At 67.0% G+C, this 16626-nt stretch carries 15 protein-coding genes and 3 pseudogenes; 7 read left to right on the top strand and 11 right to left on the bottom strand.

From position 1 onward, the window contains the following. Positions 1-34: 34 nt before the first annotated feature. Positions 35-1025, bottom strand: a pseudogene (locus tag MHEC_RS07185) (malate dehydrogenase). 206 nt (positions 1026-1231) lie between these two features. Between MHEC_RS07185 and corA the strand changes: the two are divergent. Further along, positions 1232-2326 carry a magnesium/cobalt transporter CorA gene (gene corA, locus MHEC_RS07180; protein ID WP_201399493.1) on the top strand — a complete coding sequence of 365 codons (1095 nt, stop codon included), beginning with the start codon at positions 1232-1234 and terminating at the stop codon, positions 2324-2326. 32 nt (positions 2327-2358) lie between these two features. On the opposite strand, the gene MHEC_RS07175 is transcribed toward corA, so the two are convergent. From MHEC_RS07175 to MHEC_RS07155, 5 genes are all read right to left on the bottom strand, one after another. Then, the gene (locus MHEC_RS07175) at positions 2359-3534 is read right to left on the bottom strand and encodes an ABC transporter ATP-binding protein (protein ID WP_201399491.1); all 1176 of its coding nucleotides are present in this window, start codon (positions 3532-3534) and stop codon (positions 2359-2361) included. Between the two features lie 4 nt (positions 3535-3538). Then, positions 3539-4363 (bottom strand): carbohydrate ABC transporter permease, encoded by an 825-nt coding sequence (locus MHEC_RS07170; RefSeq protein ID WP_201399652.1) that lies wholly within the window; start codon positions 4361-4363, stop codon positions 3539-3541. Between the two features lie 15 nt (positions 4364-4378). Beyond that, positions 4379-5296, bottom strand: a complete 918-nt coding sequence (locus tag MHEC_RS07165; protein ID WP_003922371.1) for a carbohydrate ABC transporter permease — start codon at positions 5294-5296, stop codon at positions 4379-4381. Continuing rightward, on the bottom strand, positions 5293-6675 hold the full coding sequence (locus tag MHEC_RS07160; RefSeq protein WP_003922372.1) for an ABC transporter substrate-binding protein: 1383 nt from the start codon (positions 6673-6675) through the stop codon (positions 5293-5295). The genes MHEC_RS07165 and MHEC_RS07160 overlap by 4 nt, the downstream gene beginning before the upstream one ends. Positions 6676-6812: 137 nt before the next feature. Next, a complete protein-coding gene (locus MHEC_RS07155; protein ID WP_003922373.1) occupies positions 6813-7340 on the bottom strand; it encodes a YflT domain-containing protein in 528 nt (175 codons plus the stop codon). A gap of 145 nt (positions 7341-7485) precedes the next feature. Here MHEC_RS07155 and MHEC_RS07150 point away from each other — a divergent pair, with 145 nt between their 5' ends. After that, entirely contained in the window at positions 7486-8106 is a 621-nt protein-coding gene (locus tag MHEC_RS07150) for a DUF4190 domain-containing protein (RefSeq protein ID WP_003922374.1), read from the top strand. On the opposite strand, the gene MHEC_RS07145 is transcribed toward MHEC_RS07150, so the two are convergent. After that, a complete protein-coding gene (locus tag MHEC_RS07145) occupies positions 8084-9085 on the bottom strand; it encodes an HpcH/HpaI aldolase/citrate lyase family protein (protein ID WP_003922375.1) in 1002 nt (333 codons plus the stop codon). The two genes, MHEC_RS07150 and MHEC_RS07145, sit on opposite strands and share 23 nt — an antisense overlap. Before the next feature lie 24 nt (positions 9086-9109). On the opposite strand from MHEC_RS07145, the gene MHEC_RS07140 reads away from it, so the two are divergent. From MHEC_RS07140 to MHEC_RS07125, 4 genes and pseudogenes are all read left to right on the top strand, one after another. Beyond that, positions 9110-10405 (top strand): magnesium transporter MgtE N-terminal domain-containing protein, encoded by a 1296-nt coding sequence (locus tag MHEC_RS07140; RefSeq protein ID WP_201399489.1) that lies wholly within the window; start codon positions 9110-9112, stop codon positions 10403-10405. Then, positions 10402-10932, top strand: a complete 531-nt coding sequence (locus MHEC_RS07135) for a DUF1003 domain-containing protein (protein WP_048891648.1) — start codon at positions 10402-10404, stop codon at positions 10930-10932. Before MHEC_RS07140 ends, MHEC_RS07135 begins: the two co-directional genes overlap by 4 nt. A 332-nt stretch (positions 10933-11264) precedes the next feature. Next, a pseudogene (locus MHEC_RS07130) lies at positions 11265-12493 on the top strand (lytic transglycosylase domain-containing protein). Between the two features lie 90 nt (positions 12494-12583). Next, positions 12584-13735 (top strand): Mrp/NBP35 family ATP-binding protein, encoded by a 1152-nt coding sequence (locus MHEC_RS07125; protein ID WP_048891647.1) that lies wholly within the window; start codon positions 12584-12586, stop codon positions 13733-13735. A gap of 37 nt (positions 13736-13772) precedes the next feature. On the opposite strand, the pseudogene MHEC_RS07120 reads toward MHEC_RS07125, so the two are convergent. Beyond that, positions 13773-14039 (bottom strand): annotated as a pseudogene (locus MHEC_RS07120) (helix-turn-helix domain-containing protein); the annotation flags it as partial. Positions 14040-14064: 25 nt separating this feature from the next. Here MHEC_RS07120 and MHEC_RS07115 point away from each other — a divergent pair. Further along, on the top strand, positions 14065-14202 hold the full coding sequence (locus MHEC_RS07115; protein ID WP_142358673.1) for a hypothetical protein: 138 nt from the start codon (positions 14065-14067) through the stop codon (positions 14200-14202). On the opposite strand, the gene tatB is transcribed toward MHEC_RS07115, so the two are convergent. The 3 genes from tatB to rseA form a co-directional block, all read right to left on the bottom strand. Then, a complete protein-coding gene (tatB, locus tag MHEC_RS07110; protein ID WP_048891646.1) occupies positions 14203-14601 on the bottom strand; it encodes a Sec-independent protein translocase protein TatB in 399 nt (132 codons plus the stop codon). Further along, positions 14602-16101, bottom strand: a complete 1500-nt coding sequence (gene htrA / locus MHEC_RS07105) for a serine protease HtrA (RefSeq protein WP_048891645.1) — start codon at positions 16099-16101, stop codon at positions 14602-14604. Between the two features lie 74 nt (positions 16102-16175). Beyond that, on the bottom strand, positions 16176-16595 hold the full coding sequence (gene rseA / locus MHEC_RS07100; RefSeq protein WP_048891644.1) for an anti-sigma E factor RseA: 420 nt from the start codon (positions 16593-16595) through the stop codon (positions 16176-16178). Positions 16596-16626: the final 31 nt, after the last annotated feature.

Genomic DNA, 16626 nt, shown 5'->3' with positions numbered 1-16626 from the left:
CAATTTCTGGCACGGTCTTCCAGCGTACTGGGCCTCAGATCAGGCCAAGTTCGGTGACCGCAGTGCGCTCGTCGGCGAGCTCGGCGGTCGACGCGTCGATCCGGGCGCGGGAGAACTCGTCGATCTCCAAGCCGGAAACAATGCTCCAGTCGCCGTCCTTGGTCGTCACCGGAAAGGACGAGACCAAGCCCTCCGGCACGTCGTAGGAGCCGTCGGAAACCACGGCCATCGACACCCAGTCGCCCTCCGGGGTGCCGAGCAGCCAGTCGCGGGCGGCGTCGATGGTCGCCGACGCCGCCGAAGCGGCCGAGGACGCACCGCGGGCCTCGATGATCGCTGCGCCGCGTTTGGCTACGGTGGGGATGAACTCGTTCTCGATCCAGGCCTGATCGCTGACGACTTCCGCGGCGTTCTTGCCGGCGATCTCGGCATGGAAGATGTCGGGATACTGGGTCGTCGAATGGTTGCCCCAAATCGTCATCTTCTTGATGTCGGTAACCGCGGCGCCGGTCTTCTTGGCCAGCTGGGCGATCGCCCGGTTGTGGTCGAGCCGGGTCAGCGCCGAAAAACCGCTCCCGCGGAATATCGGGCGCGTTGTTCATCGCGATCAGCGCGTTGGTGTTGGCGGGGTTACCGGTCACGCCGACACGGACGTCGTCGGCGGCGACGTCGTTGAGCGCCTTGCCCTGCGCGGTGAAGATGGCGCCGTTGGCCTCGAGCAGATCCGCCCGCTCCATGCCCTTGGTGCGCGGGCGGGCACCGACGAGCAAGGCCAGGCTCACGCCGTCGAAGATCGTGGCCGGGTCCGCGCCGATTTCGACGCCGGCCAACAGCGGGAACGCGCAGTCCTCAAGCTCCATCACCACACCTTCGAGCGCTTTCAACGCGGGCTCGATCTCCAGCAGACGCAGCTCGAGCGGACGGTCAGGGCCGAGCAGCGCGCCGCTTGCCAGGCGAAACAGCAGGCTGTAACCGATCTGGCCGGCTGCGCCGGTGACGGCCACTTTAAGGGCAGATGTGCTCACGTCAAGTGCTCCTTGGGCTCCGGGTGCGTCGGGTCGAAACTAGCGCACCGGGGCGGCCCCGAATCCGGGGGTCCGACTCGTGGTGTCGCATCGCGCCGGGCGGCTCATGGCTGGCCGGGCCGCGGTGATGGGGCGTTGACGTGTCGCTGCGGCGTAGCATGGACCGGCGCCGAATCAGACCTGCGCCGCGACGGGAGATTGACCCGATGCCCTCGTTTCGCGCCTCACTTCGACCGGTGGCCCGGCCCAAATTCGCTGAGCCGAACAGCCAGCCTTCGCCGGTCCCCGTTGCGAACGCGATGGTCGACTGCGGTGTGTACGTGGACGGCGCACGGCTACCCGGGGTGTCCAGCCACGCGGACGCGCTGGCCAAGGTGCGTGAACTCGAGCAGACCGGCCAGGAAGCGTTTGCCTGGGTTGGCTTGCACGAGCCCGACGAGCACCAGATGCAAGACGTCGCCGATGTTTTCGGACTGCACCCGCTGGCCGCGGAGGACGCCGTCGTCGCACACCAGCGACCCAAGCTGGAACGCTACGACGAAACCCTGTTTCTCGTGCTGAAGACGGTCAAGTACGTCCCGCACGACTCGGTGGTACTGGCCCGCCAGATCGTCGAGACCGGCCAGGTCATGGTCTTCGTCGGCAAGGATTTCGTCGTCACCGTCCGGCACGGCGAGCACGGCGGGCTCTCCGATGTGCGCAAGCGGATGGAGGCCGATCCCGATCATCTGCGGCTGGGCCCCTACGCGGTGATGCACGCCATCGCCGACTACGTCGTAGACCACTACCTCGACGTGACCAACCTCATCGAAGCCGACATCGACAACCTCGAGGAGGTCGCGTTTACCCCCGGCCACAAGCTCGATATCGAACCGATTTACCTGCTCAAGCGTGAAGTCGTCGAACTGCGCCGATGTGTGAGCCCGCTGTCGGTGCCGTTCCAGCGGATGCAGTCCGAGCACAAGGACCTGATCTCCAAGGAAGTGCGGCGCTACCTGCGTGACGTCGCCGACCACCAGGCGCAAGCCGCCGACCAGATCTCCAGCTACGACGAAATGCTCACCTCACTGGTGCAAGCCGCGCTGGCCCAAGTCGGCATGCAGCAGAACATCGACATGCGCAAGATCTCGGCCTGGGCGGCGATCGCCGCCGTGCCCACCATGATCGCCGGCATCTACGGAATGAACTTCAAGTACATGCCCATCCTGCACTGGCATTGGGGTTACCCGGTCGTGGTCGCCGTCATGGTCGTTATCTGCCTGCTGCTCTACCGCAACTTCCGGCGCCGCGACTGGCTCTAGCCCGGCGTGCAGACTGATCTGCTCGTCGGCGTCTACTCGGGCGGTGGCGGAATGGTCAGGTTGACGCCTGAGTCGGCGTCGAAAACGGCGAGTTTCACCGTGTCGAGCGCCAATTCGAGCGACTGCCCCTTAGCCGCCTTCGACTCGGGCGGGACACGGGCGACGAACTGGTTTTCCCGGGCCCCCGATTCGGTGGCCAGTTCGTCGAGCTGAGGCGCATGCACATCCCAGCCGGCAGTGGTGAAGTACACATATTTTTCGGCGCCCAACGATTCCACCAGGTCGACCTTCACCTCAAACGTCAGTGCCCGCAGGCGCTGATAGGCGTCGATGAGCGCCGCATCGGCAAGATGCTCGGGCCGCACCCCGACGATGACATTCTCCGGCGCGGGATGCTGGGCGATCACGTCATGCACCGGCTGCGTCAGCGTCACCTCGCCGAACGGCAGACTCACACCGGTCGGAGTCAGGGTCGCGGGAAAGAAATTCATCGCGGGCGAGCCGATAAACCCGGCGACAAACAGGTTGACCGGCCGCTCGTAGAGCTCGTCGGGAGTGCCGATCTGCTGCGCAACCCCCCCGTGCATCACCACCACCCGGTCGCCGAGCGTCATCGCCTCGGTCTGGTCGTGGGTGACGTAGACGGTCGTGGTGCCCAGCCGCCGCTGCAGCCGCGCGATCTCGCCGCGCATCTGCACCCGCAGTTTGGCATCCAAATTCGACAACGGCTCATCCATCAGAAACGCTTTGGGATGCCGCACAATTGCCCGGCCCATCGCCACGCGCTGGCGCTGCCCCCCAGACAATTGCGAAGGCTTGCGGTCCAGAAGATCGGTCAGATCAAGGATTCTCGCAATTTCCTCGACCTTTTCGGCGATCTCCGCCTTTTTCTTCTTGGCCAAAGTCAGCGGGAAGGCGATATTCTGCCGCACCGTCATGTGCGGGTAAAGCGCATACGACTGGAATACCATCGCGATGTCACGGTCCTTGGGCGCTTTCTCGTTAACGCGTTCACCGTCGATGCGCAACTCTCCGGACGAAATATCCTCCAGGCCGGCAATCATGTTCAGCGTTGTGGTTTTGCCGCAACCCGAGGGGCCGACCAAAATGACGAACTCACCGTCGGCGATGGTAATGCTCAATTCCTTCACGGCCGTCGCGCCGTCGGGGTAACTCTTGGTCACCCTGTCCAACACAATCTCGGCCATCGAGCTATCCCTTCACCGCACCTGAGGTCAACCCGGTAACAATCCTTCTTTGGAAGATTAGAACAAAAACGATAATCGGGACCGTGATCACCATCGCGCCGGCCGCGATGGATCCGGTGGGCTCCTCGAATTGCGAACTGCCGGGAAAATTGACTATCGCCACCGGCGCGGTGATCGACGCTTTGGTAGCCGTCAACGACAAAGCCAGCAGTAAGTCGTTCCACGCGAAGATGAACACCAGGATCGCCGCCGTCACGATTCCCGGAGCGGCCAGCGGAACGATCACCTTTCGGAACGCTTGGCCCGGCGTGGCGCCGTCCATCTTCGCCGCCTTTTCCAGATCCCAGGGGATCTCGCGGAAAAAAGCCGATAACGTGTAGATGGCCAGCGGCAACGCGAAGGTGATGTAGGGGATGATCAACCCCGGCCAGGTGTTGAACAACCCGAATTCGCGCTCGATATTGAAAATCGGCGTGACAAGCGAAATTTGGGGAAACATCGCGATCAACAGCGCGACACCGATAAGCAACCTCTTGCCCGGGAAGGCCAGGCGTGCCACCGCATAGGCTGCCATAGCGCCGACCACCACCGCGATCGCGGTGGTGATCAAACCGATGCCGATGGAGTTGATCAGCGCCGAAGTGAACAAGTCACCGCGGAAGATGCCACGATAATTATCGAAAGTCACCGTCGACGGAATCAGCTTGCCGTCCTTAACTTTTGAGCTCGGTTTCAGCGACAGCGACAGGATCCACAGCACCGGGAACAGCGCATAGACCACCACCAGGGTGTCGATGACCGCCCAGCCGAGGCCACGCCTGACGCCGATCCGCTCAGCCATGGCTCACCGCCCGCCCCCGTCAGTTCCGGGCGCCGACGCGCCGAACACCTTGACGAAGATGAGCGCGATGATGGCCACGCAACCGAAGATCAGCACCGATATCGCCGATCCCAGGCCCAAGTTGAAGCCCTTGAATAGGTTGTCGTAACCCAGAATCGACACCGATTCGGTTTTGTTGGAGCCACCGGTGAGCACGTAGATGTTGTCGAAAATGCGGAACGCATCCAGCGTCCGGAACAGCAGCGCCACCAGGATCGCCGGTTTGATCAGCGGCAAGGTGACCTTGGTGAGCCGTCGCCAGGGCCCGGCGCCGTCGACTTGCGCGGCCTTCAGCAGGTCGTCGGGCACCAACGCCAGCCCTGCCAGCAGCAGCAATGCCATGAACGGGGTGGTCTTCCACACCTCGGCCAGGATGATGATGCCCAGCGACGGGATCTGCTGCGTGAGCGGCGCGCTGCCTTGTGGCAACAGGTTGGCCAAATACCCGGTGCCAGGTGTCCAGGCGTAATACCAGCTATACGACGCCGCCACTGTGACGATTCCGTAGGGAATCAGCACCGCGGTGCGCACCACGCCCTTGCCGACGACGGTGCGGTGCATCACCAGCGCCAACGCCAGACCCACCACGAACTCGATGGCAACCGAGACGGCAGTGATCGCCAGGGTGACCACGAACGCCGTCCACCACAACCGGTCGGTCAGGATGGTCTGGTAGTTGGCCAGGCCGACGAAGCGGGTGTCGCGGGGGGTTGCGAAGTTGTAGCGCTGCAAGCTCAGCCAGACCGCGTAGCCGACCGGATAAGCCGTCACCGCCAGCATCAGGATCACCGCGGGGGCGATGAGAACCAACGCCAGGCGCCGTTCGGACTTGCGCGACTCGCTGGCCGCGGTGGCCGACGGTTCGGTGGCAGCGACGGTCATGGGATCAGCCCCTTTCCGTCGATGGCCTTTTGCACCTCGACAGTGAGCACATCGGCCGTGCGCTCAGGGTCGATGGCGGTGATCGGAGCCAGCGTCGCCGAGATCCGGGTGGAAACCGCCTGATAGAGCGGAGTGGCGGGCCTCACGGCGGCGGTGGTGAGCTGCTGGCGGATGATCTCGTACTGCGGATACCTCACCTGGAATTGCGGGTCGGAATACAGGGAGGCGCGCACCGCCGGCAGGCCGCCTCGAATCGACACATACTTCTGGTTGGGCAGGCTGCGCAGACACCGCACCGCTTCGAACGCCTCTGCCTTGTGGCGAGTTGTCTTGGCCACCGCCAAATTCAGCCCGCCGATCGTTACTCGGGCCGGTTGGCCGGGCTGCACACCCGGGTAGGCCGCGAACCCGAACACCTTCTTGCTGGCTTCGTAAGCGGCCCGGAACTGCTCATCGTCGGGCCGGAACGAGCCGACGCTGTTGATGCTGCCGACCAGGTCGGGCCGCTGGTTGAGCGGCAGGAACGCGACCCCGCCCTTCACGGCGTTCTCCAGCATCGAGGGGAGCACGAACGGCCAGTTGACTTCCAACGCTGCCCTACCCGCTTCGAGCGCCAACCGCGCCGAACTCTCATCGGATTGGGTGATCGACGGGTCGGCGCCGGGCGCGGTCGCCACCGACTTCATGATCTGCAAAGCCTTGACAGTTGCGGCCCGATGCTGCGGCGTGTCGGTCAGGGTGACGGTCTTGCCGTCGTCGGAGAGCACCTGCCCGCCGGCGCTGGTCAGCAACGTGTTGAACCACACCACCAGACCCTCGTACTGCTTGGCCTGCACGCCGATCCAGCTGGGTTCTCCGGCCGCGTGCAGCCGGGTCGCCTCGGCCACCATGCCATCCCACGTCGACGGCGGCTGATCCATCAAATCAGCTCGGTACCAAAGTAATTGGGTGTTTGTGGTGATCGGCGCGGCGTAGAGCTTGTGCTGCCATCTGGCTGTGGCGAGCGGACCTGGCAACGTGTCGGCGGTGGCGTCGGCTTCTGCGCGGCCGGCCGGGTCGTCGGACAGCGGCAGCGCCCAGCCCGCCTCGGCGAACTCCGCGGTCCAGACTACGTCGAGGCCCATCACATCGAGGGTGCGGTCGTTGCCGGTGAGCCGGCGAGCCAGCTGCAGCCGCTGGTCGTCGGCGGAGCGCGGCAAGCTGATCTGCTGGATGGCGAAACGCCCACCGAACTGGGCGGTGCAGCGCTTGGCGATCGCGGTGTAGGTGCCGCTGTCGTCGGCGGGCGTATAGAGGCTGATCACGAGCCCGCCGTTGCCCTGCCCACAGGCCAGCGGCAGCAACGCGGTGGTCAACGCCGCCAACGCGACCGCGCACATCCGCCGTGCGCGCACGCGACGACTCGCCACCACACCCGCCTCTTTCCGTCGGGGTTTTTCCCGCTGTCCCGCGCCAGAACCGTAGAGCCAGCTACGCGTGATTTGCAACACTTGCGCGGGGTACCGCACACTGACCGTCAGATCGCCAGACGGGCCAGCAAATCACGCGCCCTTTCGGCGTTTTGTGGATCGCACAGCACGTCGTAGCGGCCCGCCACCAATTGCATCGTCGAGCTGAAATCCCTTGTGCCGCGGGCCATCGCGTAGGGAACAGCCGACGTGATCAAGCCGAAGAACACACCGGCGACCAGACCAGTGGTCAACGCGGCCCACGGGTTCGGGCTGAAGAAGCCGAGCACCAAACCGATGAACAGGCCCAGCCACGCGCCCGTGAGCATGCCGCCGCCCAGCACTTTCGGCCAGGTCAACCGGCCGGTCACCCGTTCGACTTGCATCAGGTCGACCCCGACGATCGTCACCTGCTCGACCGGGAACTGCTGTTCGGACAGGTAGTCGACGGCACGCTGCGCCTCGGCGTAGGTCGGATAGGACCCGACCGGCCAGCCTTTCGGCGGCGTGGGCAGGGCCGGCACGCCACGCCGACCGGCGGCGGGGTTACCCGGCGTGGCACCGGGAACTTCTCCGGGCTGGAACGGGCTGGTCATCGATCCTTATCCTCCTCTGCGCCGGCCATCGGTTCGTCGACTGCCCGGCACTCGATTGCTATCTTCCCCAACGCGCCGGATCAGCCGTTGGTGCCCGCCGACTATGACCACACACGCCAGCAGGTCATAAGCTAGGTTGAAACGCATGACAACTCCCGGTGGCGATTCCGGCGAGAACGCGCACGACGGCGGCACAAAACCCGGGTCGAGTGGGCAACCTCCGGGTGAGTCCGAGCGAAATGCTGCCGGCGAGCCTGCGTTCTCCGGATTCGAGCCGCCACCCTCGGGATTCGAGGCTCCACCGACGCCAGGCTATCCACCACCGGCTTATCCTCCGCCCGGTTACCAGCAGCCCAGTTATCCGCCACCCGGCCCGCCGCCTACCGGTTACGGGGCGCCCCCGGGCTACCAAAACGAGTCTGGCTACAGCGCGTCGTATCCCCCGGGACCGCCGGAGTACGGCTCCTCGGCGGGCGGTTACGGCCAGCCGTATCCGGGTGGCTACCCTGGGCCGGATTATTCGGGGGGCTACGGGCCCCCGCCGCAGCCCGGCACGAACACGCTGGCCATCGCCTCCCTGGTCGCGTCGTTCATCGGGTTGCTGTGCGGGATCGGCTCCATCGTCGGCATCGTGTTGGGCGCGGTGGCACTCAACCAGATCAAGCAGACCCGCCAGGAGGGCTACGGCCTGGCCGTCGCCGGCATCGTGGTCGGTGTCGCCACCCTGCTGGTGAACCTGATCATCACGATTTACGCGCTGCGCTAGCCTGCTTGTGATCCGTCGGTGGCACGAATGGCCCCGACTGGCGCCGCATTCCAGCCGCCCGGCCCTTAGCGGCCACAACCAGCGCCATTTTGCGGCTGGCCTCGTCGATCATCTCGTCGCCGAGCATTACCGCGCCCCGAGCTCCGCCCGCGGCCGAGGTATGCCATTCATAGGCTTCGAGCACCAGCTCGGCGTGGTCGTATTCGTCCTGGCGAGGGCTGAAGATCTCGTTGCCCGCAGCGATCTGATCCGGATGCAACACCCATTTGCCGTCGTAACCCAGAGCCGCCGACCGGCCCGCAACGCGCCGGAACGCCTCGATGTCGCGGACCTTGAGGTAGGGCCCGTCGATCGCGGCCACACCATGGGCGCGAGCCGCCACCAAAATCGTCATCAGCGCATGGTGGTAGGCGTCTCCGACGTCGTAACCCTCGGGCTGTTCGCCGACCACACGGGCACGCATGTTGAGGCTGGCGGTCAGGTCGGCGGGGCCGAGCACCAGCGCCTGGACCCGCGGCGCGGCCGCGATCGCGTTGATGTTCGTCAGACCCTGGGCGTCTTCGATCTGCACGTCGATGCCGATACCGCCGACGGGCAGCCCGTGGACGGTCTCCAGTTGGGTCAGCAGCAGGTCAAGCGCGTGCACATGCGACGCGTCGGAGACCTTGGGCAGCACCATTACGTCGAGCTGGGCCCCTGGTGTGGCGCCGACGGCCGAGACCACCTCGATGACGTCGGCGTGCGTCCACGGGGTGGTCCAGTCGTTGACCCGAACCCCGCGCAGTTGTCCGGCCCATCCCGGTTCGCCCAGCGCGGCGGCCACCCGGGCACGCGCCGAGGACTTGGCGGCCGGCGCCACGGCATCTTCGAGGTCGAGGAAAACCTCGTCGGCGGGCAGGCCTTTGGCCTTGTCGATCATCTTCTGGCTGCTGCCCGGCACCGACAGACAGGTGCGGCGGGGTCGATAGGCGTCGTTCACGCTTTCACTCCTACCCTGGCATCCATGACGTCGGTCAACAGGGTCTATGTCGCGCGGCTGGCGAGAATGCTGGTCCTGGGCCCGATGGGCGAATCGTTGGGACGGGTTCGCGACGTCGTGATCAGCATCAGCATTGTTCGCCAGCAGCCACGCGTGCTTGGGCTGGTGGTCGAACTGGTGACCCGGCGTCGCATTTTCGTCCCGATGCTGCGGGTTGCGGCGATCGAGCCGAACGCGGTCACTCTCACCACCGCTAACGTGTCGCTGCGCCGGTTCGAGCAGCGGCCCGGTGAAGCGCTGGTCCTGGGTCAGGTGCTCGACACCCGGGTGCGGGTCAACGACCCGGAACTGCCGCAGCTGGCCGATACCGACGTCGTCATCACCGATCTGGGGATCGAGCAGACCCGGACCCGCGACTGGATGGTGACCAGGGTCGCCGTGCGCATCCCGCGCCGGTTGGGCCGGCGCGGCGCGGCCCACATCGTCGACTGGCACAACGTGGTGGGTCTGACGCCGTCGGCGCTGGCGATGCCGGGGCAGGCGGTGGCGCAGTTGTTGCAACAGTTCGAAGGGCTGCGGCCGGTGGAGGTGGCCGATGCCATCCGGGAACTACCGCCCAAGCGGCGCTACGAAGTGGTCAGCGCCATTGACGACGACCGGTTGGCCGACATCCTGCAAGAGCTGCCAGAAGACGACCAAGCCGACCTGCTGGAGCAGCTGGGCGCCGAACGCGCGGCGGATGTGCTGGCGGCGATGGACCCCGACGACGCCGCGGACCTCCTCGGTGCAATGAATCCGGCTGAGGCCGAGATGCTTTTGGGCCGAATGGATCCCGGCGAGTCCGACCCGGTGCGACGACTGCTCACGCACTCCCCCAATACCGCCGGCGGGTTGATGACGTCCGACCCGATTGTGCTGACACCGGACACCACGGTCGCCGAAGCACTGGCCCGGGTGCGAGACCCCGATCTCACTCCGGCGCTGTCTTCGCTGGTGTTTGTAGCACGCCCACCGACGGCGACCCCGACCGGTCGATACCTGGGCTGTGTACACCTGCAGCGGCTGCTGCGTGAGCCACCGGCCACCCTCGTCGGCGGAATCGTCGACGCCGATCTGCCCACCCTGACACCGGAGCTGCCGCTGGCGCCGTTGACCCGCTATTTCGCCGCCTACAACTTGCTGTGCGGGCCGGTGGTCGATGACCGGAGCCACCTCCTCGGGGCGGTGACCGTCGATGATGTGCTCGACCACCTGCTGCCACCCGACTGGCGGGAGGCGGACGAAGAAGCCGCGCTGGACGGCGTCGGGAGCACCTCGTGAGCAATACCCCGCGGCAGCGGCTCTACACTCCACGCACGTCGCGGGTGGCCGCGCCGCGCGTCGACCCCGAAGCGGTCGGGCAGATCACCGAATCCATCGCCCGCTTTTTCGGCACCGGCCGCTATCTGCTACTGCAGACCGTCGTCGTGGTGGCCTGGATCGCGCTGAACGTGTCCGCGGCGGGCTTCCGCTGGGACCCCTACCCGTTCATCCTGCTTAACCTGGCTTTCTCCACGCAGGCCGCGTACGCCGCGCCGCTGATCCTGCTGGCCCAGAACCGCCAGGAGAACCGCGACCGCGTCGCGCTCGAGGAAGATCGTCGCCGCGCCGCGCAGACCAAGGCCGACACCGAATATCTGGCTCGCGAGCTGGCCGCGCTGCGGCTGGCCATCGGCGAGGTGCAAAAGACTCGCGACTACCTGCGCCACGAATTGGAAGGTCTGCGTGAGCTCCTCGAGGATCGGCAGCCTGAGAAGCCGGTCCGTGCGGCCGACGGCGCGGATCGTCGCGCCAAGCGGCACAGCTGAACCGCCCAGCCAACTCCGCCATTGTTGCCACTGCCACCACGAGAGTTATGTATGGTGACCTAGTTCACGACGCCCTTTTCGGGTTCACGAACGCTTGAGTCACAACTGAGGACGGTCGAGTGCGCATAGGGGGACGATCGGGGGCACGCCCGACCCTTGCCGCCATGCGGCGACAACTGGCCCGCGCGGGACGGACGCCGACGCTGGCAGCGGCCGTCTTCACGTCGCTGCGGCACCGGGTGGCCCGGGCACCGGCCTTCAGCGCGGCCGCCGCCAGTGCTCTGCGGGACCACGCAGCCCGCGCCGCACGGACTCCGGTGTTCGGCCTGGCCATGATCACTCCGCTGATGTTCGCCGGGGCTGTCGGCGCCGCGGCTCCGCGCTTTCCGGGGCCGGCGCCGTCGCCGCGCGGCCCCGGCATCACGCCCGTGGCAGCAATCACCCGGTCCTCCGCCGACCTTTCCCGCCCGACGGTCATCGCGGTCGCACGTCGGCCGAGCAGATTCCGCGTTGCGGCGGCAAACCTCTCGGCTCCGCCGCCGGCTTTCGTCGTCAACGCCCCGGGCGTGCTGGGAATCCCGAAGCTGGCGCTGTCGGCCTACCGCAACGCCGAACAGATCATGGCCACGGCCGATCCTGGCTGCGGCGTCAGTTGGAACCTGCTCGCCGGCATCGGCCGCATCGAATCAATGCACGCCAACGGCGGTGCCACCGATGCTCGCGGCACTGCGATACGACCGATCTACGGTCCAGCGCTGGACGGCACGCTGCCCGGTAATGCAGTCATCGTCCAGAACAGCACCGCCGGCCGGGTGACCTACGCCCGGGCGATGGGGCCGATGCAGTTCCTACCCGGAACGTGGGCGCATTATGCCTCCGACGGCGACGGCGACGGGGTGGCCGACCCCCAGAACCTGTACGACTCGACGCTGGCCGCCGCCCGCTACCTCTGCAGCGGAGGGCTCAACCTGCGTGATTCGTCGCAGGTGATAGCTGCGATCCTGCGCTACAACAACTCAATGCCGTACGCCCGCAACGTGCTGGGCTGGGCAGCGGCATACGCCACCGGCGTGGTTCCGGTGGACCTGCCACCGCTGACGGGTCCGCCACCGCCGCTTGGCGACATCCATCTGGAGAATCCGGAGGGCCTGGGGCCCGGGTTGCCGCTCAATATCCATGGCCTGCCGTCGACCGACCCACTGGCGCAGATGCCGCTGATCGACTTGGGCCAGTCGACCATGCCGGCCCAGCAGCCGATGTGGCCATGGCAGTCGTCGGCTCCCCGCGCGCCGTCCTGCACCCTCATCTGCATCGGCCCGGACCCCGCCCAACAGCCCGCGGGCACAGTACCGTCACCGTCAGGCCCGCCGACGGCTGACATGACGGCCCCCGGCGTGCCCGCAGCGCAGCCGGCCGGCCCCCTACCGGACCGCAGCCCGGTCCGCCAGGCGCGGCGCCGGCTGCCGGGCCGGTCGGACCCCAGCCCGGCTCCCCGCCGACGCGACCGGGCCCCGCCGCCCAGCAGCCGGGCCCACCGCCCGGTCCCGCGCCCGCCAACTGACCCGCCGACACCGTCGGCCGCCCGCACCGATGGCTCAGTTCCTTTTCGGCCGACTCGGCCGGCCTCGCCGCCGAACTACACTCGGCGGTGATGTCCAAGCCTCACGATGACACCGCGGAGCTGACCGCCGCCGTTCGGGCCGCGCTGGCCAAAGTGATCGATCCCGAGTTGCGGCGTCCCATCACCGAACTCGGGATGGTCAAAAACGTCGAGGTCGCGCCCGACCACGCGGTGCACGTCGAGATCTACCTGACGACCGCCGCCTGTCCGAAGAAAACCGAAATCAGCGAGCGCGTCACCCGCGCGGTCGCCGATGTTCCCGGTACCGGCGCGGTCAAGGTCGGTCTCGACGTGATGAGCGATGAGCAGCGCACCGAGCTGCGCAAGCAACTGCGCGGGGACGCCCGAGAACCGGTGATCCCTTTCGCGCAACCCGGATCGCTGACCAGGGTCTACGCGGTCGCCTCCGGCAAAGGCGGGGTCGGCAAATCGACGGTGACCGTCAACCTGGCCGCGGCAATGGCCGCTCGGGGGTTGTCGGTCGGCGTGCTCGACGCCGACATCCACGGCCATTCCATCCCGCGGATGATGGGCACCACCGATCGGCCCACCCAGGTCGAGTCGATGATCCTGCCACCCATCGCCCACGACGTGCGGGTCATATCGATTGCGATGTTTACCAAGGGCAACGCCCCGGTGGCGTGGCGCGGCCCGATGCTGCACCGGGCACTGCAACAGTTCCTGGCCGACGTGTATTGGGGCGATCTGGACGTGCTGCTGCTGGACCTGCCCCCGGGCACCGGTGACGTCGCGATCTCGGTGGCGCAACTGATCCCGAACGCCGAAATCCTGGTGGTGACCACACCGCAGCACGCCGCCGCCGAGGTGGCCGAGCGCGCGGGCAGCATCGCGTTGCAGACCCGCCAGCGCATTGTCGGAGTGGTGGAGAACATGTCGTGGCTGGTGTTGCCCGACGGCGCCAAATTGCAGGTGTTCGGTGAGGGCGGCGGCCGGCAGGTCGCCGAGCGGCTGTCCCGCGCGGTCGGTGCCGACGTGCCGCTGCTGGGCCAGATTCCGCTGGATCCGGCGCTGGTCGCCGCCGGCGATTCCGGTGTGCCGATCGTGTTGAGCGCACCCGACTCGGCGGCGGGCAAGGAGCTGCGCAGCATCGCCGACGCGTTGTCGTCGCGGCGTCGCGGGTTGGCCGGCATGTCGCTGGGCCTCGACCCGGCGCGGCGTTAAGCGGCCGGTGCCCGCCCGGGGACGGACGCAGCGCCCCGGGCGATCGGCCGGTGTGCCGCTTCACCAGCCTGTGCAGCGTGGCCGGATCGGCCAGCCCGACCGCGGCGGCGACCTCGTCCAGCGACATCCGAGTCGTCCGCAGCAAACGAAGCGAGCGCTCCAGGCGCACCCGTTGCAGCAGCTGAAGCGGACTCAACCCGACAGCCTTCTTCGTTCGCCGCGCCAATGTTCGCGGGCTGAGCGCACACCATTGAGCCAACGAATCGAGCGTGTGCGTCTGGTCACGGAGACGAACACGGCGCACTCACCCGGCCCCCGGGTGCGCCCGTATGTGCCTCGGCGAACGCGTCGAGCTGCTGACCCCGCACTGCGACCCGACGGTCTACCGCTACGACGCCTACCACGTCGTCAACGGGGACCGGCTTACGGTGATCGTCCCGATCGAGGCCGCCAGAGCCGGCCGCTGATCAGGTCGCGTCGGCGTCGAACGGGGCAGGGCCTGCGACCGGCGGCGCTGGCGTGGGCGGCGGCTCAGGCTGATACGGCGCCGGCTGGACGGCACCGCCGCCGGGCCGGTCGAACACCCGAAACAGCGAGTCGTCGCCGTCGAGCAAGTGTTTGGTCAGCGCTGCGCGCGGCGTCATACCGCGCAGCTTCTGCAGCTCGCTCAGCGGCTCCCGCAAATCGTCGAATTCCGGTCCGATGTCCCGGCGCAGCTGGTTGGTCATGTCGCTGAGGTAGTCGCGCGCCTGCCGTAGCGCGTTGGCCGTCCAGCGGATCGCGCCTGGAAGCCGCTCGGGGCCGAGGATCACCAGCCCGACCACCACCAGGACGAGCATTTCCCCCCAGCCGACGTTGGCGAACATCTAGCTGGTGTCCGGTCCGGGTTTGACCGTGAGGGTGACGTGGCGACCTTCGCGGATAACTTCGATCGGCGCGTCTTGCCCGATCGTCAGCTGACGCACAGCAACCACCATCTCGTCGGCGTCGGCGACGGTGCGGTTGCCGACCTTGATCACCACGTCGTTTTCCAGGATGCCGCCCTTCTCGGCGGGACTGCCCGCCTTGACGTTGGCGACCTGGGCACCCTTGGCGAGCTCGTTGCTCACTGAGCGGGTGTTGACCCCCAGCGTCGGGTGCACGATCTTGCCGTCCCGGATCAGGCTCTGCGCAACCCTTTTCGCCTCATTCACCGGGATGGCGAAGCCCAGCCCGCTGGCGCTGTCCGACAGCGACTTGCCAGCGGTGTTGATGCCGATGACCTGGGAATCCATGTCGATCAGCGGCCCGCCCGAGTTGCCGTGGTTGATCGACGCATCGGTCTGTACGGCGTCGATCACGGTGTCGGTATCCGAGCCCTCCCCCGATAACGGGACGGGCCGGTGCACGGCGCTGATGATCCCGTGGGTGACCGTGCTGCGCAAGCCCAGCGGCGCACCGGCGGCCAGTACCTCGTCACCGACGCGCACCTTGTCCGAGTCGCCGAGCCGGGCCACCGTCAGGTTGTTCACGTTGTCCACTTTGAGCACGGCCAAGTCGGTCTTGGGATCGCGGCCCACCAGATTCGCCGGCACGTCTTTGCCGTCGTTGAACACCACCGTGGTCTTGTACTGGCTCGGGTTGTTGGCCGCATCGGAGATGACGTGGTTGTTGGTGACGATGTAGCCGCGCCCGTCGATGACGACACCGGAGCCTTGGGTGCCTTCTTGGTCGCTGACCGATTCGACGGTCACGACCGAATCGGCCACGGACGCGGCGACCTTGGCAAAGCGCCCGGCTGGCTCTTCGGCGTTGCCCTTGGTGGACAGCGTGACCTTGGACGTGGTGAACGCCTCGGCAACTTCAGCCGTCTTGCGGCCGACCCATCCCCCGACCAGACCGATGAGCAACGCGACTACGCCCAGGATGATCAGCGCCCGAGAGGACACCTTGCCGCCGAAGAGCACATCTCGCACGCCGAGTTTGTCGCCACGGCCAAACCGGGGCTCGGGAGCCGGCGGCGTCAGCGCCGGTCTACCCAAGGCCGCAGCGGCGCCAGGGTCACGCCACGGATCATCAGGCTCTTCGCCGTCTGTGCGTTTTTCAGCCTCGAGCGCTCCGGCGTCGGCCGGATGACGCTGCAACGATTCGGCACCCGGGAAGGGCCGGCCGAAGGCCTCGGCCAGCACGGGGTCGGCAGGCTGCTCATGCGGGACGAACTCGGTCTGGTTCCGGTATTTCGGCGGGCGCACCCCTTCGGCGACAAATGAACCCTGCACCCCGGCGGGGCGGCCGAACGCCTGCCGCGAGGCCGGGTCGACGGGTGGTCGGGAAATGGGACGCGGCGCCAGCCGATGGGCGCCGTGGTGGTCGCGATCGGAGCTCACGTCATCCTCTTCTGGGCGCTCGAGAGAACGCGCGGTCGGGGCGTATGCACCGCATCGCGCGCCGCTTGCCTACGCTAGCGGCGTTTGCGCCGGTCATGCGCACCGCCATCAGCCAATTGGTCGGACAGATCAGATCCCGGGACGTCGCCGTCGAGCCGGGCTACGTGGTCGGGCCGAGAATAGGGGATCTGCGACAGCATGCCGAGCAACGTGCTGGGGATTCTGATCGGATGCGAGTCGCGCAGCGCGGCGCGCGCACGGCTTTGGTCCTCAACCTCGGCGGCGCACTGGGCACACAGCGACAGGTGATGCGCGGCGCGCAGGTGCGCATTCATCCGCAGTTCACCGTCGACAAATGCGGCGATGGCCTCGGTGGACAGGTGCTCCGTGGAGCCGAACTGGCGTGGCGCGCCCACGGGCGCGTCGCTCTGGGAGGCAAATTGCGAGGGCAGCCAGGAGAACGCTCGGCGGAACACTTGTCCCCGATCGGCCATCACCTGCTCCTCTCGACATTTACCCAGGCCT

Source organism: Mycobacterium heckeshornense (genome assembly GCF_016592155.1).
Classification (GTDB): domain Bacteria; phylum Actinomycetota; class Actinomycetes; order Mycobacteriales; family Mycobacteriaceae; genus Mycobacterium; species Mycobacterium heckeshornense.
Note: the sequence above shows the minus strand (reverse complement) of the source record. Positions and strands in the feature narration are given on the sequence as shown.